Here is a 17,568-nt window from a genome sequence, read left to right as displayed (position 1 = left end):
CCGCCGTGCTGCACCCGCGTAAAATGCAAAAATATGAAGATAACATTGTATCGATACGCGCGAGGCGCTAAACTGCAAGACGATGATCAGGGAGGATCGCATGAATCGCATCGCATGGCCGCTCGCGGCCGCGCTCGCCGCCGCAGCCGTGGGCACGGCCTGGGCCGAGACCGCGCCGTCTGCGGTGAAGTTCGACGAGACCGGCGGCATCGCCGAGTCGCTGACCGGCGCGCCGGGAGACGCGGCGGTGGGCGCGAAGGTGATGTCCACCCGCTCCGAGGGGAACTGCGTGGCCTGCCACCAGGTCTCGGCGCTGAAGGCGGACTTCCAGGGCGACGTCGGCCCCTCGCTCGACGGGGCCGCGGACCGCTGGTCGGAGGCGGAGCTGCGCGGGCTGGTCGCCGACGCCAAGCACACGTTCGAAGGCACGGTGATGCCGTCCTTCTACAAGACCGGGCCCTACATCCGGCCCGGCGACGCCTACACCGGAAAGGCCGCGAAGGGGGAGCTGCCCCCGATCCTCACCGCTGCTCAGGTCGAGGACGTGGTGGCCTTCCTGATGACGCTGAAGGAGTGACGGGCGCCCCGCGCCCGGCCGCATGACATGGGCGCTTCGCGCGCCGGTTGGATGATGAGGGGCGCTCAGCGCCCGGGAGGACGGACGATGAAGATCACCAGACGCGCCATCCTGGCGTTCGGCGCCGGCGGGCTGGCCGCGGCGGCCATGCCCTTCCGCCTGATGGCGAAGACCCTGGACGAGGCCATGTCGGCCTTCACCGGCGGCGCTTCGACCGGCGAGGGCCGCCTGACCCTGACCGCCCCCGAGATCGCCGAGAACGGCAACACGGTCCCCGTGACCGTCTCGGCCCCCGGCGCGGTCGAGATCGCGATCTGGGCGGCGGGCAACCCCTCGCCCGACGTCGCCACCTTCAAGTTCGGCCCCGCGGCCGGCTCGCAGACCGCCTCGACCCGCATCCGCCTGGCCAAGACCCAGGACGTGGTGGCGGTGGCGAAGATGGCGGACGGCAGCTTCGTGAAGGCCCAGGCGACCGTGAAGGTCACCATCGGCGGCTGCGGCGGCTGAGCGGACAGGCAGGAGAGACGACATGGACGGCGTGAAACCCCGCGTGAAGACCCCCAAGTCCGCTTCGGCCGGCGAGGTGGTGACCATCAAGACCCTGATCTCCCACCCAATGGAGTCCGGCCAGCGCAAGGACAAGGACGGCAACGTCATCCCGCGCCAGATCATCAACCGCTTCACCTGCGAGCTGAACGGTCAGATGGTCGTGGACGTGACGATGGAGCCCGGCGTGTCCACGAACCCGTATTTCGAGTTCGAAGCCAAGGTCGACGCCTCGGGCGAGTTCAAGTTCACCTGGTACGACGACGACGGCTCCGTCTACGAGGACGTGAAGCCGATCTCGGTCGCGTGACCCAACCGGACCGCCCCCGCGGGCCCTGGGAGGGGGCGCAGGGGCGGTCCGACCGCAGGGAGGACACCAGAATGAAGAAGACCGCCACGGCCATCGTCGCGCTGCTCGCGATGGGCCTCGCCGGCCCCTCCGGCGCCGATCCGTCCGAGGATGCGGAGCTGGTCATCAACGGCGACACCGAGATCGTGATCCGCGCCGAGGCGCCCGCGCATCTCGACGGCGCGCTGCCCGAGCTCTACTCGGGCTGGCTGTTCCGGGACGAGGCGACCCGGGACATGCAGATGGACGATTTCGACAACCCCGCCATGGTCTTCGTCGACCAGGGTCTGGACAGCTGGAACGCCGTCGAAGGCTCGGCCGGCAAGTCCTGCGCCTCGTGCCACGGCGACATCGCCTCGATGAAGGGCGTGCGCGCCACGACCCCCAAGATCAACGCCGCCGGCAAGCTGTGGTCGATGGAGGATTTCGTCAACGACTGCCGCACCGCGCGCATGGGCGCCGAGGCCTGGGGCTGGGACTCGGACCCGATGAAGAACATGACCGCGGCCCTCTCCGTGCAGTCGCGCGGGATGCCGATGCAGGTCGCCATCGACGGCCCCGCCGCGCCCTACTACGAGCAGGGCAAGGAGATGTACTACACGCGCTACGGTCAGCTCGAGCTGAGTTGCGCCAACTGCCACGAGCAGAACTGGGGCAACATGATCCGCGCCGACCATCTCTCCCAGGGGCACACGTCGGGCTTCCCGACCTACCGCCTGAAGACGGCGGGGCTGGTCTCGATGCACAACCGCTTCAAGGGCTGCATCCGCGACACGCGGGCGGAGACCTTCAATCCCGGCTCGGACGAGTTCCGGGCGCTGGAGCTCTACGTCGCCTCCCGCGGCGAGGGCCTGTCGGTAGAGGGCGTGGCCGTCCGGCCGTGACCTGACCGATCCCTTTCGACCCCTCGGCGCGGCCCGGGTCCCCTAGCCCGGGCCGCCGCCAACGACCTTTCAACGAAGGACCGTATCCGGCCCGCTCGATGCGTGCGCCCTGGCGGTCCCGGACCTCGCGGTCCCAGACAGGAGCCCCATTGCGATGATCTCACGCCGCGAATTCCTGCAGGCGGGCATGGCGGCCTCGGCCATCGTGGGGGCTTCGGGCTTCGGCGGCTGGGCGCGGCTGGCGGCCCAGCAGTCGCTGACCCAGGACCAGCTCCTGCAGTTCGACGACTTCGGCAACGTGACCCTGGTCCACATCACCGACATCCACGCGCAGACCAAGCCGATCTGGTTCCGCGAGCCCTCGGTGAACCTGGGCGTGGGCGAGGCCAAGGGCCGCCCGCCCCACGTCACCGGGTCCGAGTTCCTCAAGACCTTCGGCATCCAGCCCGGCTCGGCCGAGGCCTATGCGCTGACCTCCGAGGATTTCGCCTCGATCGCGCGGGGCTACGGGCGGATGGGCGGGCTCGACCGGGTGGCGACCATCGTCAAGGGCATCCGCGCCGCGCGCCCCGAGGCGCTGCTGCTCGACGGCGGCGACACCTGGCACGGCTCGATGGTCTCGCTCGCCACGCGCGGGCAGGACATGGTCGACGCGATGAACCAGCTGGGCGTCGAGGCGATGACCTCGCACTGGGAATGGACCTTCGGCTCCGAGCGCGTGAAGGAGCTGGTCGAGGCGCTGCCGTTCCCGTTCCTGGGCGCCAACATCTTCGACGTCGAGTGGGACGAGCCCGCCTTCGAGCCCTACGCGATGTTCGAGCGCGGCGGCGCCAAGATCGCGGTGATCGGGCAGGCCTTCCCCTACATGCCCATCGCCAACCCCAAGTGGATGTTCCCCGAATACTCCTTCGGCATCCGGCAGGAGCGGATGCAGGCGGTGGTCGAGGAGGCGCGGGCCGAGGGCGCGGAGCTGGTCGTGTGCCTGTCGCACAACGGCTTCGACGTGGATCACAAGATGGCGGGGCAGGTGCAGGGGATCGACGTGATCCTCTCGGGCCACACCCATGACGCGATCCCCGAGCCGGTGCTGGTGGGCGAGACGATCATCATCGCCTCCGGCTCCAACGGCAAGTTCGTCTCCCGCGTCGACCTCGACGTGCGCGACGGGCGGATGATGGGGTTCAGGCACAAGCTGATCCCGATCTTTTCGGACGTGATCGCGCCCGACGCCGAGATGGCCGCGGTGATCGACGGCCACCGCGCCCCCTACGAGGCGCAGCTGAGCGAGGAGATCGGCCGGACCGAGAGCCTGCTCTACCGGCGCGGCAACTTCAACGGCACCTGGGACGACCTGATCTGCGACGCCATTCGCTCCGAGCGGGACGCCCAGATCGCGCTGTCTCCGGGCGTGCGCTGGGGCCCGACCCTGCTGCCGGGCGATCCGATCACCCGCGAGGACATCCACAACGTCACCTCGATGACCTACGGCCAGGTCTACCGCACCGAGATGACCGGCGAGACGCTGAAGACGGTCATGGAGGACGTGGCCGACAACATCTTCAACACCGACCCCTACTACCAGCAGGGCGGCGACATGGTGCGCGTGGGCGGCATGAGCTACCGCATCGACGTCTCCGCGCCGATGGGCTCGCGCATCTCGCAGCTGACGCTGACCGACACGGGCGAGACGATCGAGGCCGCGAAATCCTACACCGTCGCCGGCTGGGCGAGCGTGAACGAAGGCACCGAAGGTCCCCAGATCTGGGACGTGATCGAGGCCCATGTCCGCAAGCTCGGGACCGTGAACCAAGCCCCGTCCGAGACCGTCACGGTCGTCGGCGCCTGACCCCCTTTTCTACGGAGGACCTGACCGCATGAGCGACACCAGCGACAAGGGACCCTCGCGCCGGGGCTTCCTCGGCGCCATGGCCGCGGGCGGCGCGCTCGCAGCCGGAGGGGCGGGGGCGGCCCGCGCCGCCTCGGACCCGCTGATCACCGAAGTGCAGCCCTGGAACCAGATCCTGGGCGACGGCGTCGACGCCACCCCCTACGGGATGCCCATCCGCTTCGAGAGCGACGTGGTGCGCCGCGACGTGCCCTGGCTGACGGCCGATCCGATCAGCTCGGTCAACTTCACGCCGATCCACGCGCTCGAGGGCACGATCACCCCGCAGGGCTGCGCGTTCGAGCGTCACCACGCCGGCGCGATCGAGCTGTCGAAGCCGGACTACAGGCTGATGATCAACGGCCTGGTGGACCGCGAGATGGTCTTCACCTACGCCGACCTCGAGCGCTTCCCGCGCGAGAGCCATGTCTACTTCATGGAATGCGCCGCGAACTCGGGCATGGAATGGGCGGGCGCACAGCTCAACGGCTGCCAGTTCACCCAGGGCATGATCCACAACATGGAATACGTGGGCGTCCCCGTGCGCCTGCTGCTGGAAGAGGCGGGCGTGAAGCCCGAGGGCAAGTGGGTGCTGGCCGAGGGCGCCGACGCCGCCGGCATGACCCGCTCGATCCCGCTCGAGAAGATGCTCGACGACTGCCTGGTGGCCTTCAAGGCCAACGGCGAGGCGCTGCGCAAGGAGCATGGCTATCCCGCCCGCCTGGTCGTTCCCGGCTGGGAAGGCAACATGTGGGTGAAGTGGCTGCGCCGTCTCGAGGTGGGCGACCAGCCCTGGGAGCAGCGCGAAGAAACCTCCAAGTACACCGACGTGATGGAGGACGGCTCGGCGCGCAAGTGGACCTGGGTGATGGACGCGAAGTCCGTCATCACCTCGCCCAGCCCGCAGATGCCCATCGTCCACGGCAAGGGTCCGCTGGTGATCACCGGGCTCGCCTGGTCGGGCAGGGGGACCATCGCGCGGGTCGACGTGACCACCGACGGCGGGATCACCTGGAAGGAGGCGCGCCTCTCGGGCCCCTCCCACGACAAGGCCCTGCACCGGTTCCACTTCGACCACGACTGGGACGGCGGCGAGATGATCCTGCAGTCCCGCGCGATCGATAGCACCGGCTACGTGCAGCCCACCAAGGATCAGCTCCGCGCCTTCCGGGGCGAGAACTCGATCTACCACAACAACGGCATCCAGACCTGGCTCGTGACGCCGGACGGAAAGGTTGAGAATGTCGAGATTTCCTGAGCTCGTCCCCGCCCTCGCCGCCGCGGCGCTCGCCGCGACGCTGGTCGCCTCTCCCGCCGCCGCCAAGATGGGGCTGGGCCGCACGGCCACGCCCGAGGAGGTCGCGGCCTGGGACATCGACGTGCGCCCCGACGGGCTGGGCCTGCCCGAAGGCTCCGGCGACGTGATGACGGGCGAGCCGCTCTACGTCGAGAAATGCGCCGTCTGCCACGGCGACTTCGGCGAGGCCGTCGGCCGCTGGCCGGTGCTCGCGGGGGGCGAGGGCACGCTGGACCGCAAGGACCCGGTGAAGACCGTGGGCAGCTACTGGCCCTATCTCTCGACGGTCTGGGACTACGTCCACCGCGCCATGCCCTTCACCGAGGGGCGCAGCCTGAGCGCGGACGAGACCTACGCGATCACCGCCTACCTGCTCTATCTCAACGACCTGGTGGACGAGGACTTCGAGCTCTCGAAGGAGACCTTCCTCGAGGTCGAGATGCCCAACGCCGACGGCTTCTTCCTCGACGACCGCGACGAGGTGGAGGTGGCCGAGTTCTCCAAGGACCCGTGCATGAGCGGCTGCAAGACCGAGGTGAAGGTCACCAAACACGCCACCGTCATCGACGTCACGCCCGACGACGAGGGCGAGGCGGCAGCGGAGGAGAGCGCGGCCGAGGCCCCGGTCGAGACCGCCAAGGCCGAGCCTGCCGCGCCCGCGGCCGAACCGGCGAAGGCCGAGGCCCCCGCCGGCCCCGACCCGGCGTTGGTCGCCGAGGGCGAGGACCTGTTCAAGAAGTGCAAGGCCTGCCACCAGGTCGGCGAGGGCGCCAAGAACCGCACCGGCCCGATCCTGAACGGCGTGGTCGGCGCGAAGGCGACCCACGTGGACGGCTTCAAGTACTCGAAGGCCCTGCAGGAGGCGGCCGAGGGCGGCCTGGTCTGGACGCCCGAGACGCTCGACGCCTTCCTCGCCAACCCCAAGAAGTTCGTCCCCAAGACCAAGATGAGCTTCGCCGGGCTGAAGAAGGAAGACGAGCGGGCGGCGATGATCGCCTACCTGCAGAGCCTGGGGAACTGAGCGGATGGGGCGTCGTCGTCCACGACGTCCCGGGCCCGCGCCCAGCCTGAGCAGGCGCCGGGCGTTGGGGCTCCTCCCGGCCGCGGGGGCGGCGTTGTTCGCCCCCGCGGTTTTCGCGCCCGCGCTCGCGCAGGCGCGCCCGAAGGTGGTGGTGATCGGCGGCGGCCCCGGCGGCGCGATCGCCGCGCGCCGGATGGCTTCGCTGTGCGACGTAACGCTGGTCGAGCCGAACCCGGTCTACCGCTCCTGCTTCTTCTCAAACCTCGCCATCGGCGGCTTCCTGCCCTTCGAGGCGCTCGCCCACGGCTACGAGGGCGTGCGCGCGACAGGCGTGACCCTCGCGCCCCTGCGCGCGCTGGGCGTGGACCCGGCCGCGCGGACCGTGACGCTGGAGGGCGGCGTGACGCTGCCCTACGACCGGCTGGTCCTCGCCCCCGGCATCGCCTATCGCGACGAGGCGCTGCCGGGATGGAGCCCCGCGGACGAGGCCGTGATCCCCTCGGCCTACGTCACCGGCGGCGACCCGCGCGCGATCCGCGACCAGGTGCTGGCGATGCCCGAGGGCGGGACCTGGTGCCTGGTGGCGCCGCCCGATCCCTCGCGCTGCCCGCCCGCGCCCTACGAGCGGGTCTCGATGGTCGCGCACCTGCTGAAGACGCATAACCCGAGCGCCAAGATCCTGATCGTGGATCCCAAGCCCCGCTACGCCTCCCAGGCCCTGTTCGAGGAGGGGTGGCAGGCCCATTACACCGGCATGATCGACCGCCTCGGCCCCGACTTCGGCGCCGACAACATCGAGATCCGCCCCGGCGAGATGCAGGTGATCGTGGACGGCGCGCCCGAGGACGTCGACGCCTGCAACGTGATCCCGCCCCAGCGCGCCGCCGACATCTGCGTCGCGGCCGGGGTGACCGACGACACGGGCTGGGCGCCGGTCGAGGCGACGGGCATGGCCTCGACCCTCCAGCCCGATATCCACGTCGTGGGCGACGCGGCCTCGACCGGCGCGATCCCCAAGGCCGCCTCCGCCGCGGCCTCGGAGGGGGAGGCGGCGGCCGCCGCGATCCTCCACGCGCTCGACCTCGCGCCCGAGCGCGCGGCGCTCTACCGCTCGGCCTGCTGGTCCTCGATCGCCGCGCAGGACGCGGTCGCCGAGGAGGGCGCCTACGCCCCCGGCCCCGACGGGCGGCTCGCGGCCGTCGAGCACGCCATCTCCCAGACCGGCGAGGACCCGCGAACGCGGCGCGCCAACTGGGACGACGCCTTCGCCTGGTACGCCGACCTCACCGCCGAAGTCTTCGGCTGACCCCGCCGTCCTCTCGCCTGCCGGAGCCCGCCATGCGCCTGACCCGCCGCCGCCTCCTGTCGCTCTCGGCCGCCGCCCTCGCGGCGCCGGCGCTCGCCCCCCGCCGCGCCTGGACGGCGACGACGCTGGAGGGCGGGGGGATGCGGCTCGACACCCTCTCCGACGGGCGGCTGGAGCTGCCGCCCAGCTTCATCTTCGCCGGCGTGCCGGAGGCGGAGACGGCCGCGATCTTCGCCCGCCATGGCCTGTCGGCCGACGGCCCTCTGATCGCGCCCTGCAACGTCACGCTGCTGCGCACGGGCGACCGCACGGTCCTGTTCGACGTGGGCGCCGGCCCCGACTTCCAGCCCACCGCGGGGGAGCTTCCCGCCGCGCTCGACGCGCTCGGCGTCGCGCCGGAGGAGATCACCGACGTGATCTTCACCCATGGCCACCCCGACCACCTGTGGGGCCTGCTGGACGAGTTCGACGAGCCGGTGTTCCCGGAGGCGAAGCTGTGGATGGGGGGCGTCGAGTTCGACTACTGGACCGACCCCGCCACCGCCGAGACCATCGGGGAGGCGCGGCTCGCCTTCTTCGCGGGCGCGCAGCGCCGGCTCGACGCCGTGGCGGACCTGGTGGAGCGGATCGAGGACGGGGACGCGCCGCTTCCCGGCGTGACCGCGCGCCTGACCCCCGGCCACACGCCCGGGCACCTGGTATTCGACCTCGGGCAGGCGCTGCTGGTGGGGGACGCCGTGGGCAACGGCCACGTCGCCTTCTCGCAGCCCGGGCTCGAGGTCGGCTCGGACCAGGCGCCGGCGCAGGCGGCGGAGACGCGGGCGAAGCTGGTGGCGGAGCTCGCGGCCTCGGGGCAGGCGCTGATCGGCTTCCACCTGCCCGACGGCGGCATCGGGACCGCGGTCGCGGAGGGCGAGGGCTACCGGTTCGCGCCTGCGTGAAGCCGGGCGTGGGGCGGGCCGACGATGGCGTCGGTCGTCATCGCGCCCAGCCACATCGCGGCCAGCGCCAGCCAGGAGGTGGCCGCGAAGACCGACCCGCCGGTGACCCCGTTGCCGATGGCGCAGCCGCCGGCGAGCATCGCCCCGAAGCCCATGAGCACCGCGCCGATCATCGAGCGCTGGAGCTGGCTTTCGGCGTGGAAGCCCTGGAAGCGCAGCTCTCCCGTCGCCCAGGCGGCGCAGAAGGCGCCCAGGAACACGCCCGGCACCAGGCCGATGTCGAAGCCCAGTTCCGGCGCGGGTTCGAGGAAGAACATCAAGGTGTTGGCCGACGGGCCCGAGAAGGTGACCGAGGTGACCGAGACCGGGTCGAAGGCCATCTGCGCCAGAGACCAGGTCGCCACCCAGCCCAGCGCGACCGAGAAGCCGACGCCCGCCCCGAAGACAAGGATCTTCGGCCCCACGCGGTTGCGCCGCGCGAGCGCCAGCGCCAGCGCGGCGAAGCCCAGCCCCAGGACCAGCCCCGTCGCCTCCGGCAGGCCGAGGGCCGCGAGCAGGTCCAGGTTGCGCCCCCCCGGCGTGACGGCCAGGCGCGCCAGCGCGTCGCGCGCGGGCGCGAGCCAGCCGTGCAGGGACATCTGCGCCACGACCGCGAAGATCAGGCCCGAGATCACCGCCCGCAGGTTGCCCGTGGCCGCCAGCACCAGCAGCCGGCCCGAGCAGCCCCGCGCCAGCACCATGCCGATCCCGAACAGCAGTCCCCCGATGGCCGCCCCCGACCAGCTTCCGGGCACGGCCATGATGCGGGCGTCCTCCGGTCGGAACAGGCCGGCGAGCCGCGCGGCCTGCACCCAGACCAGCGCGGTGGAGAAGGTCAGCAGCCAGACCGTCACCCGCTCCCCCATCCGGCCGCGGGCGAACTCGACGGTCGCGGCGCGCAGGCAGAAGGCGGAGCGTTGCGCGGTCACCCCGAAGACGAGGCCCGTCAGCAGTCCCAGCACGGCGGCCGTCGGCCCGTCGCCCAGGAGATCGAGGATGTCGCTGGTCATCATGATGCGTGAATATACGGAAGGCGGACGCGCCGCCTTGACCGAAATCAACCGATGCGAGCGCGAGGAGGCGCGGCGGGATCGGCGACCGGCGGTTCGCTTCGCCCCCGCGATATCTCGCTGAGAATTGGCCCCGGGGGAGGCTGCGGCTCCGAGCGCGCCGCCATTTCGCTCGCCGCCGCCTGTAGAGGCGCACGCCGCGAGCGTCCCGTTATTCATGGAATACGAGGCGACCTGCTCGCGAGGGGAGGGGACAGGGCGGCGGTCGCGACGGCTCCCGCCTCATGAGTTCTCGGCGCGCAACCCGCCGTCGAAACGCCCGCCGCCAGGGCGGGCGCTCGCCGGCGGGCCCGGGTCAGCCGGCGGCGGCGCCGGCCTCCTCCCAGGTCGGGTAGTCGGTGTAGCCGCCGGGGCCGGGCGTGTAGAAGGTCTTGCGGTCGTAGGGGTTCAGCGGCAGGTCCTCGGCGAAGCGCCGCGGCAGGTCGGGATTCGAGATGAACCACCGCCCGAAGGCCACCATGTCCGCATGGCCCTGGGCCAGGATCTCCTCGGCCCCGTCGCGCCCGAAGCCGCCGGCGGCGATGTAGGGCCCGTCGAACAGCGGGCGCAGGCGCGGCGCGGCGTTGGCGGCCTCGCCCTCCCGGTGGCGGCCGCCGGGCAGGGTGCGCGGCTCGATCACGTGCAGATAGGCCAGGCCCCGCCCCGCGAGCCCCTGCACCACGTGCTCGTGCAGCGCCCAGGGGTCGCTGTCGGAGATGCCGCCGTGCACGTTATGGGGCGAGAGGCGGATGCCCACCCGCTCGGCCCCCACGGCGGCGACCGCGGCCTCCAGCGTCTCGAACAGGAAGCGGGAGCGGTTCTCGAGCGGGCCGCCGTAGGCGTCGGTCCGCGCGTTGGCGCCGTCCTGCAGGAACTGGTCGATCAGGTAGCCGTTGGCGGCGTGCATCTCGACCCCGTCGAACCCCGCCTCGATCGCGCGCTCGGCGGCGCGGCCGTAGGCCTCGACCACGCCCGGGATCTCGTCGAGCTCCAGCGCCCGCGGCGCGCCGAAGTCCACCACGCCCTCGGGCGTGCGGCACTGGCCCGTCGCCTGGATGGCGGAGGGGGCGACCGGCGCCTCGCCCGCCGGCTGCAGGGCGGGGTGGGACTGGCGGCCCACGTGCCACAGCTGCGCGAAGATCCGCCCGCCGGCCTCGTGCACCGCGGCGGTCACCGCCTTCCAAGCCTCCACCTGCGCGTCGGACCACAGGCCGGGCGTGTCCGGCGTGCCGCGGCCCTGCGGGGCGATCAGCGTCGCCTCGGAGACGATCAGCCCCGCCGAGGCGCGCTGGCGGTAGTGCTCGACGTTCAGCGCCGTGGGCACCCCGTCCGACGTGGAGCGCGAACGGGTCAGCGGCGCCATCACCATGCGGTTGGCGAGCCGGTACGGCCCCACCTGGACGGGCGAGAGCAGGCGAAGCGACATCGAGGATCCTCCCAGATCGGACCTGCCGGCCGGTCGACCGGCGGCGTTCGCGCGACGCTACAAGCCCGCGGCGGTCCTGTCGATCCGGGCTTGCCCCGGGCGGCCCCGGCGCCGTTGGATCGCGGCAACCAGAAAAATGGGGAGGACCCGCGATGACCGCGCTCGACCGCGACGAAGACTTCGACCGCCTGCTGGCCCGTTTCACCGCCGCCGCCGAATCCGGCGACGGCGAGCGCTTCGCCGCCTGCTTCACCGAGGATGCGGTCTACCACGACTACATCTACGGCCCCCACACCGGGCGCGCCTCGATCGCGCACATGATGGAGCACATGTTCCACCGCGACGCCGACGACTACCGGTGGGAGATGTTCGACGGTCTGCGGCGGGGCGATATGGGCTACGCTTGGTCGCTGTCGAGCTTCACCTCTACGGTGCCGGAATATGCTGGGAAGAAAGTGGTGATCGACGGCATGTCCCGCTTCGTCCTGCGCGGGGAGCTGGTGGCGGAGTATTTCGAATCCGTCAACGGCGGCGTCGCCATGGCCCAGCTCGGCGTCGAGCCCCCGCGCATGGCCGGCGTCATGCGCCGCTGGGCCGGCTGGCTGCAGGAGCGGCCGGAGACGAAGGCCTATCTCGCCAGCCCCCCCGGCGCCCGCGCCGCGCGCATCGCCGGCGAGCGCTGATACGCCGGGGTCACGGGTCGCCTCTCAGGCCCTCGCCGCGAGGCGACCCGGGACGCCCCCCGGCCGCGAACCACGCGAGCCCCGGCTGCAACCGGCGCAAGGCGGCCCGGGGCTCGGCCCGGGGCGTCGCGCAGGGCGCGCTCCGCGCCCGCGCCCGCCCGGTCGTCAGGCTCCGTCGCGGGCCAGCATCGCCTCGACCAGCTCCTGAACCGCCAGCGCCTCGGCGACGGTGGCGAGGCGATGGAGCTCGCCGCGCATCATCCGGTCGAGGTCGTCGAGCTGCGCGCGCAGGCTCTCGGCTCTCGGGTCCGCGGGCTCCTCGCCCACCGGCTCGAACGGGCCGCCGTCGGAGACCGCGAGCCGGTAGAAGTCCGAGATCCGCCAGCTCTTCGCCGTCCCGGTCACCGTCACCTCCTGCCGGTCCGGCTGCACCCCGCCCACCGAGCCGAGCACCGAGACGGGCACGCCCTGCGCGGTCTCCAGCCGGGCGCCGATGTGGGTCTCGCACAGCGCCGGATCGGCGGGGTAGGTGGGGCGCGACCACACGAGGCTCAGCGGTCCCAGCACCCGGGCCGAGAAGAACAGGAAGTGCGAGATCACCTCGCGCACATAGCCGCCCTCGGCCGCGAAGCGCAGCCAGTCGGCCTCGACCTGCCAGGCGCGGGGCCACTGGCCGTAGGTCACCACGATGTCGACGCCCCGCGGCGCGCCCATGGTCTTATCCGCGACCACCGTGGTCAGCGCCGCGCCCGCGGCCTGGGTGAAGTTCACCGCCGCCGGCACCCCCGAGGCCTCGAGCCGCCGGGCGAGATCCCGCGCCTCGGCCACGTCCACCCCGAAGGGCTTCTCGAGGAACACCGCCTTGCCGGCGCCCGCCGCGTGCAGGGCGTAGGCCTTGCGGGGGACCGGGGGGCAGGCGAGGTAGACCACCTGCGCCGCCTCGATCACCGCCTCCGCCGAGGGCGCGACGGTGGCGCCGGGGGCGAGCGCCGCGGCCCTGGCGCAGGCCTCGGCCGAGGGGTCCCACATCGCCACGACCTCGAACTTCGGGTGGCGGCCCATATGCTCCAGCATCCGCCGGCCCATGATCCCCAGGCCGACGATCCCGACCTTCCACGGCTCGCCCATCGCGACTCTCCCTGTTGATATGCGTGCGCATGAATGCCTGCGCGCGGGGGCGCGCGTCCATCCCCCAAAGCGGCGCGAGGGGCGCCGCGAGGCTTGCCCGCCGCCGCGAAGCGCCCCTAACGTTGCGGCGCACGCGCCGCCGCGCGACCGCATCTCCCCGACCGAAGAGGGCCCCCCATGACGACCACCGTGATCCGCAACGCCGCCTGGGCCATCGTCTGGGACGCCGCCCAGGCCCGCCACGTCTACGCCCGCGACGTCGACCTCGCCTTCGCCGACGACCGCATCGTCCACGTGGGCCCCGGCTATCACGGCGAGGCCGACGCGGTGGTCGACGGGCGGGGCGTGATGGTGATGCCCGGGCTGGTCGACATCCACTCCCACCCCCAGCACGAACCCTCCTACCGCGGCATCCGCGAGGAGCACGGGCTGCGCAACCAGTACATGACCGGGCTCTACGAACGCTCCCAGGCCTACGGTCCCGTGGACGACGCGGCCATCGAGGCGAGCTTCGAGGCCGCGGCCTGCGAGCTGCTGCTGTCGGGCACGACGACCCTGTGCGACATCGGCGCGATCTTCCCCCGCTGGCGGGAGCTGTTCCTGAAAAGCGGCCTGCGCGGCTTCCTCGCCCCCCGCTTCGCCACCAGCCGCTGGAAGATCGAGAACGACCACTCCCTCGGCTTCGACTGGGACGAGGCCCGCGGAAAGGCCCAGTTCGCGGAGGCGCTGGCCTACCTCGACGACCTGGCCAAGGACGACACCGGGATGCTGACCGGCGTCGTCTCGCCCATGCAGATCGAGAACTGCTCGGGCGAGCTGCTGCGCGACAGCTGGGCCGCGGCGCAGGAGCGGGGGCTGCCCTACACGCTGCACGTCGCGCAGGGCGTGCTCGAGGTGCAGGAGATGATCCGCCGCCACGGGCTGACGCCGGTGCAGTGGGCGCACTCGCTGGGGATCCTCGCGCCCGGCACGGTGCTGGGGCACGCGATCTTCCTGGACCAGCATTCCTGGATCAACTGGTGGACCAAGACCGACCTCGGCCTGCTGGCCGACACCGGCACGGCGGTCGCGCACTGTCCCACGCCCTTCGCCCGCTACGGCCACATCATGGAGAACTTCGGCGACTACGTGCGCGCCGGGGTGACCATGGGCATCGGCACCGACTGCGCCCCCCACAACATGATCGAGGAGATCCGCAAGGCCTCGACCTTCGCGCGCATCGCGGGGCGCGACGTCGAGGCGACCTCGGTCGACATGCTGTTCCATGCCGCGACCGTGGGCGGGGCCAAGGCGCTGATGCGCGACGACATCGGGCGCCTGGCGCCGGGGATGAAGGCGGACGTGGTGCTGGTGGACCTGTCGAACCCCTGGATGCAGCCCGCCCGCGATCCGCTGCGCAGCCTGGTGTTCCACGCCGCCGACCGCGCGGTGCGCGACGTCTACATCGACGGGCGGCAGGTGGTGGGCGACGGCAAGGTGCTGACGCTGGACCACGCCGACGCCTGCGCGCGCCTGACCGAGGCGCAGGCCCGGATGATGGAGAAGGTCCCCGGCCGCGACTACCTGGGCCGCACCGCCGACGAGATCACGCCGATGAGCCTGCCCATGACCTGACCCCCGGCGCGGCGGCGCCTCGGACGCGCCGCCGCTCCCCGGTCGCCGCGGCGACCGGGCCCGCGGGCGGGCAGGGCGCCCGCTTCGCTCCGCTCTCCCAGCCGGCCGGCCGGTTGCCCGGCGCCTTGACAGCCCCGGGCGCCGCTCATAGCGTCAGGCTTCCTGACAATCGTCAGGCAAGAGACGGGCGGACGTCGCGCAGGCCGCGGCGACCGCGCCCGTGAACGACGCGGCGCGCGATCCGCGCGCCGGCGATCCCTGGGAGGGGCCTTTCCGTGAACCATCCGTCGCGCCGCGATCCCGTCTGCGTCTCGTCCCCGCCGCCCCTGCGGCCGCGCGAGGTCTGAGCCATGGCGCAGCAGGGATCTCAGTCGCAGGCGGGCGCGCTGGCGGGCGTTCGGGTGCTCGACCTGGGCGGGGAGGTGGCGGCCGCCTACTGCGCCGCCCTCTTCGCCGCCAACGGCGCCGACGTGCTGCGCATCGAGCCGCCCGCGGGCGACGTCGTGCGCCGCCTGCCGCCCTTCGCCGAGGGCGTGGCGCGCCCCGAAGGCTCGGGCATGCAGATGTTCCTCGACGCCGGCAAGCGCAGCCTGGCGCTCGACCATTCCGCCCCGCGCGGGGCCGAGATCGTGCGCGCGCTCGCCCGCGACGCAGACCTCGTGATCGAGGCGCTGCCGCCCGAGCGGGCCGAGGCGCTGGACCTGCCCGCCGCCGCCCCCGACGCGGTGCACCTCTCGCTCAGCTGGTTCGGGCGCGAGGGGCCGGGGCGCGACTGGCGCGGCACCGACGCGGTCGCCATGGCCGCGGGCGCCTTCCTCTATCCCATCGGGCCGGAGGAGGGTCCGCCGCTGGTCCCCGGCGGCCACCAGTCCCAGATCAACGGGGGCCTTGTCGGCTACGTCGCCGCGATGACCGCGCTGATGGCGCGCGAGGCCGGCGACGGCGGCGCGCGGGTGGACCTGTCGCTCGCCGAGGCGCAGGCGGCCTACGCGGAATCCGGCGCGGTGCGCTTCGCCTACGACGGCGTGCCGCCGCGCAACCGCAAGGGCGTGAACCTGTTCCCGCCCATCGCGCCGCAGACCATCTTCCCCTGCGCCGACGGCTGGGTGGGGGTCACCTGTGTGACGCCGATGCAGTGGCGCGCCATGTGCACGCTGGTCGGCGCGCCGGAGCTCGCCGACGATCCGCGTTTCGCCGCCTCCTTCTCGCGCTTCGACAACATCGAGGCGCTCTATGCCGAGCTGGTTCCGCGCCTGAAGACCAAGCCTGCCGCCTACTGGTTCCACGAGGGGCAGAAGGCCCGCATCCCCACCGCGCTGGTCCCGACGATGGAGGATCTCTCGACCCTCGATCACCTGCGCGCGCGGGAGGCCTTCGGGCGGTTCGAGCATCCCGACGCCCCCGCCTTCGAGGCGCCGGCGATCCCCTGGAAGATGTCCGGCACCCCGCCCGCCCGCGGCGGGCGCGCCCCGCGCCTGGGCGAACACGGGCGCGAGGTCCTGTCCGAGCGGCTGGGCCTGTCCTCTTCCGACATCGACGCGCTGATCGCGCAGGGCGTCCTGCACGCGCCGGAGCTGGTGGCATGAACCCGCGTCCTCTCGCCCTTCGCGGCGTCCGCATCCTCGACCTGACCATGGGCTGGGCCGGCCCGCTGGGCGCGCGCTACCTCGCCGACGAGGGGGCCGAGGTCATCAAGATCGAGGGCCCGGGCCATTTCGACTGGTGGCGCGGCTGGGACCTGGGCGGCAAGGCCGACGCCGCCATGACCCACGAGAAGTCGCCCAACTTCAACTACAACAACCGCAACAAGCGGGGCGTGGCCATCGACCTGACCCGCCCCGAGGGCCGCGCACTGGCCCTGCGCCTGGCCGAGACCTGCGACGCGGCGATCGAGAACCAGGCGACCGGGGTGATGGCCAAGCTCGGCCTGACCTACGAGGACCTCAAGGCCGTGAACCCGTCGATCATCATGCTCTCGATGCCCGGCTTCGGGGCGGAGGGGCCGTGGTCGGCCTACCGCGCCTACGGCTCGACGGTCGAGCAGTCCTCGGGCCTGCCGCACCTGACCGGACGGCCGGAGGATCCGCCGGCCATGTGCCACATCGCCTACGGCGACGCCGCAGGGGGGATGCATGCGGCGGCGATGCTGCTGACCGCGCTGTTCCACCGCCGCCGCACCGGCGAGGGCCAGCGGCTGGACCTCGCCCAGGTCGAGGGGCTGATGCAGTTCGGCATCCACGGCCCAATCACCCAGTCGATGACCGGCGCCCCGCCCGAGCGCCTGGGCCGCCGCCACCCGCTGCACGTCCCCCACGGCGTCTTCCCCTGCACGGCGGAGGACACCTGGGTCGCCGCCGCGGTGACGGTGGACGAGGCCTGGCCCGCGCTCGCCCGCCTGCTGGGGCGGGAGGACTGGGCGGGCGACCCCGCCCTCACCACGCCCGAGGGTCGACGCGCGATCGAGGACGAGATCGAGGCGGCGCTGGCGACGTTCACCGCGCAGCGCACGCCGCCCGAGGCCGCCCAGGCCCTGCGCGCCGCCGGCGTCGCCGTGGCCCCGGTGATCCGCTCGGCGGACCTGCTGGAGGACGAACTGCTCAACGCCCGCGGCTTCTGGGCCCAGGTCGAGCGGGCGCATGTGGGGGTGAAGCCCCACCCGCTGACTCCCTGGACGCTGGACGGCCAGCGCACCCCGATCCGCTCCCCCGCGCCGACGCTGGGCGAGCACACCGAGGCGGTGCTGCGCGACCTGCTCGACCTCGGCGACGGAGAGATCGCGGACCTGCGGCGGGAGGGCGTGCTCGCCTGAGAGGGGCGCGCGCC

17 protein-coding genes are annotated in these 17,568 nt (G+C 72.4%); 14 read left to right on the top strand and 3 right to left on the bottom strand.

All coding sequences use genetic code 11. The annotated features are described in order from the left end of the window. Positions 1-100: 100 nt before the first annotated feature. The 9 genes from soxX to P2H44_RS04305 all read left to right on the top strand — a co-directional run bounded on the left by soxX (position 101) and on the right by P2H44_RS04305 (position 8,806). Positions 101-577 carry a sulfur oxidation c-type cytochrome SoxX gene (gene soxX / locus P2H44_RS04345; protein WP_275762217.1) on the top strand — a complete coding sequence of 159 codons (477 nt, stop codon included), beginning with the start codon at positions 101-103 and terminating at the stop codon, positions 575-577. A gap of 87 nt (positions 578-664) precedes the next feature. Further along, complete coding sequence (soxY, locus tag P2H44_RS04340; RefSeq protein ID WP_275762216.1) at positions 665-1,084, top strand: thiosulfate oxidation carrier protein SoxY; 420 nt, start codon at positions 665-667, stop codon at positions 1,082-1,084. A gap of 22 nt (positions 1,085-1,106) precedes the next feature. After that, positions 1,107-1,433, top strand: coding sequence for a thiosulfate oxidation carrier complex protein SoxZ (gene soxZ, locus P2H44_RS04335; RefSeq protein ID WP_275762215.1), 327 nt, complete (start codon positions 1,107-1,109; stop codon positions 1,431-1,433). Positions 1,434-1,504: 71 nt separating this feature from the next. Next, entirely contained in the window at positions 1,505-2,356 is an 852-nt protein-coding gene (gene soxA, locus P2H44_RS04330; RefSeq protein WP_275762214.1) for a sulfur oxidation c-type cytochrome SoxA, read from the top strand. A 154-nt stretch (positions 2,357-2,510) separates the two neighbouring features. Continuing rightward, positions 2,511-4,202: a thiosulfohydrolase SoxB gene (gene soxB / locus P2H44_RS04325; RefSeq protein WP_275762213.1), complete on the top strand. Its 1,692-nt coding sequence runs from the start codon at positions 2,511-2,513 to the stop codon at positions 4,200-4,202. A 28-nt stretch (positions 4,203-4,230) separates the two neighbouring features. Then, on the top strand, positions 4,231-5,499 hold the full coding sequence (gene soxC, locus P2H44_RS04320) for a sulfite dehydrogenase (RefSeq protein WP_275762212.1): 1,269 nt from the start codon (positions 4,231-4,233) through the stop codon (positions 5,497-5,499). Next, entirely contained in the window at positions 5,483-6,559 is a 1,077-nt protein-coding gene (locus tag P2H44_RS04315; RefSeq protein WP_275762211.1) for a c-type cytochrome, read from the top strand. Before soxC ends, P2H44_RS04315 begins: the two co-directional genes overlap by 17 nt. A 94-nt stretch (positions 6,560-6,653) precedes the next feature. Further along, the gene (locus P2H44_RS04310; RefSeq protein ID WP_275762210.1) at positions 6,654-7,865 is read left to right on the top strand and encodes an FAD-dependent oxidoreductase; all 1,212 of its coding nucleotides are present in this window, start codon (positions 6,654-6,656) and stop codon (positions 7,863-7,865) included. Positions 7,866-7,897: 32 nt separating this feature from the next. Further along, positions 7,898-8,806: an MBL fold metallo-hydrolase gene (locus P2H44_RS04305; protein ID WP_275762209.1), complete on the top strand. Its 909-nt coding sequence runs from the start codon at positions 7,898-7,900 to the stop codon at positions 8,804-8,806. Here P2H44_RS04305 and P2H44_RS04300 read toward each other — a convergent pair. Then, positions 8,785-9,858, bottom strand: coding sequence for a YeeE/YedE family protein (locus P2H44_RS04300; RefSeq protein ID WP_275762208.1), 1,074 nt, complete (start codon positions 9,856-9,858; stop codon positions 8,785-8,787). The two genes, P2H44_RS04305 and P2H44_RS04300, sit on opposite strands and share 22 nt — an antisense overlap. On the opposite strand from P2H44_RS04300, the gene P2H44_RS04295 reads away from it, so the two are divergent. Next, on the top strand, positions 9,842-9,979 hold the full coding sequence (locus tag P2H44_RS04295; RefSeq protein WP_275762207.1) for a hypothetical protein: 138 nt from the start codon (positions 9,842-9,844) through the stop codon (positions 9,977-9,979). The two genes, P2H44_RS04300 and P2H44_RS04295, sit on opposite strands and share 17 nt — an antisense overlap. A gap of 231 nt (positions 9,980-10,210) precedes the next feature. On the opposite strand, the gene P2H44_RS04290 is transcribed toward P2H44_RS04295, so the two are convergent. Further along, positions 10,211-11,320, bottom strand: coding sequence for an alkene reductase (locus P2H44_RS04290; protein ID WP_275762206.1), 1,110 nt, complete (start codon positions 11,318-11,320; stop codon positions 10,211-10,213). Positions 11,321-11,472: 152 nt separating this feature from the next. Between P2H44_RS04290 and P2H44_RS04285 the strand changes: the two genes are divergently transcribed. Then, a complete protein-coding gene (locus tag P2H44_RS04285) occupies positions 11,473-12,003 on the top strand; it encodes a nuclear transport factor 2 family protein (RefSeq protein WP_275762205.1) in 531 nt (176 codons plus the stop codon). Between the two features lie 165 nt (positions 12,004-12,168). Here P2H44_RS04285 and P2H44_RS04280 read toward each other — a convergent pair whose 3' ends face one another. Continuing rightward, positions 12,169-13,131 (bottom strand): Gfo/Idh/MocA family protein, encoded by a 963-nt coding sequence (locus P2H44_RS04280; RefSeq protein WP_275762204.1) that lies wholly within the window; start codon positions 13,129-13,131, stop codon positions 12,169-12,171. Between the two features lie 177 nt (positions 13,132-13,308). Here P2H44_RS04280 and P2H44_RS04275 point away from each other — a divergent pair, with 177 nt between their 5' ends. From P2H44_RS04275 to P2H44_RS04265, 3 genes are all read left to right on the top strand, one after another. After that, a complete protein-coding gene (locus P2H44_RS04275; RefSeq protein ID WP_275762203.1) occupies positions 13,309-14,745 on the top strand; it encodes an amidohydrolase family protein in 1,437 nt (478 codons plus the stop codon). Positions 14,746-15,095: 350 nt separating this feature from the next. After that, complete coding sequence (locus P2H44_RS04270; RefSeq protein ID WP_275762201.1) at positions 15,096-16,331, top strand: CaiB/BaiF CoA transferase family protein; 1,236 nt, start codon at positions 15,096-15,098, stop codon at positions 16,329-16,331. Beyond that, positions 16,328-17,554: a CaiB/BaiF CoA transferase family protein gene (locus P2H44_RS04265; protein ID WP_275762200.1), complete on the top strand. Its 1,227-nt coding sequence runs from the start codon at positions 16,328-16,330 to the stop codon at positions 17,552-17,554. The genes P2H44_RS04270 and P2H44_RS04265 overlap by 4 nt, the downstream gene beginning before the upstream one ends. Positions 17,555-17,568: the final 14 nt, after the last annotated feature.

Origin of the sequence: Albimonas marina (assembly GCF_029223255.1) — a bacterium.
Lineage (GTDB): Bacteria > Pseudomonadota > Alphaproteobacteria > Rhodobacterales > Rhodobacteraceae > Albimonas.
The sequence above is the reverse complement of the archived record's forward strand: the minus strand, read 5'-3'. Positions and strand labels throughout refer to the sequence as shown.

Excerpts from the sequence above, each read along its gene's own strand:
- soxX (WP_275762217.1), top strand. The coding sequence starts at position 101 with ATGAATCGCATCGCATGGCCGCTCGCGGCCGCGCTCGCCGCCGCAGCC.
- soxY (WP_275762216.1), top strand. The coding sequence starts at position 665 with ATGAAGATCACCAGACGCGCCATCCTGGCGTTCGGCGCCGGCGGGCTG.
- soxZ (WP_275762215.1), top strand. The coding sequence starts at position 1,107 with ATGGACGGCGTGAAACCCCGCGTGAAGACCCCCAAGTCCGCTTCGGCC.
- soxA (WP_275762214.1), top strand. The coding sequence starts at position 1,505 with ATGAAGAAGACCGCCACGGCCATCGTCGCGCTGCTCGCGATGGGCCTC.
- soxB (WP_275762213.1), top strand. The coding sequence starts at position 2,511 with ATGATCTCACGCCGCGAATTCCTGCAGGCGGGCATGGCGGCCTCGGCC.
- soxC (WP_275762212.1), top strand. The coding sequence starts at position 4,231 with ATGAGCGACACCAGCGACAAGGGACCCTCGCGCCGGGGCTTCCTCGGC.
- P2H44_RS04315 (WP_275762211.1), top strand. The coding sequence starts at position 5,483 with ATGTCGAGATTTCCTGAGCTCGTCCCCGCCCTCGCCGCCGCGGCGCTC.
- P2H44_RS04305 (WP_275762209.1), top strand. The coding sequence starts at position 7,898 with ATGCGCCTGACCCGCCGCCGCCTCCTGTCGCTCTCGGCCGCCGCCCTC.
- P2H44_RS04295 (WP_275762207.1), top strand. The coding sequence starts at position 9,842 with ATGTCGCTGGTCATCATGATGCGTGAATATACGGAAGGCGGACGCGCC.
- P2H44_RS04300 (WP_275762208.1), bottom strand. The coding sequence starts at position 9,858 with ATGATGACCAGCGACATCCTCGATCTCCTGGGCGACGGGCCGACGGCC.
- P2H44_RS04290 (WP_275762206.1), bottom strand. The coding sequence starts at position 11,320 with ATGTCGCTTCGCCTGCTCTCGCCCGTCCAGGTGGGGCCGTACCGGCTC.
- P2H44_RS04285 (WP_275762205.1), top strand. The coding sequence starts at position 11,473 with ATGACCGCGCTCGACCGCGACGAAGACTTCGACCGCCTGCTGGCCCGT.
- P2H44_RS04280 (WP_275762204.1), bottom strand. The coding sequence starts at position 13,131 with ATGGGCGAGCCGTGGAAGGTCGGGATCGTCGGCCTGGGGATCATGGGC.
- P2H44_RS04275 (WP_275762203.1), top strand. The coding sequence starts at position 13,309 with ATGACGACCACCGTGATCCGCAACGCCGCCTGGGCCATCGTCTGGGAC.
- P2H44_RS04270 (WP_275762201.1), top strand. The coding sequence starts at position 15,096 with ATGGCGCAGCAGGGATCTCAGTCGCAGGCGGGCGCGCTGGCGGGCGTT.
- P2H44_RS04265 (WP_275762200.1), top strand. The coding sequence starts at position 16,328 with ATGAACCCGCGTCCTCTCGCCCTTCGCGGCGTCCGCATCCTCGACCTG.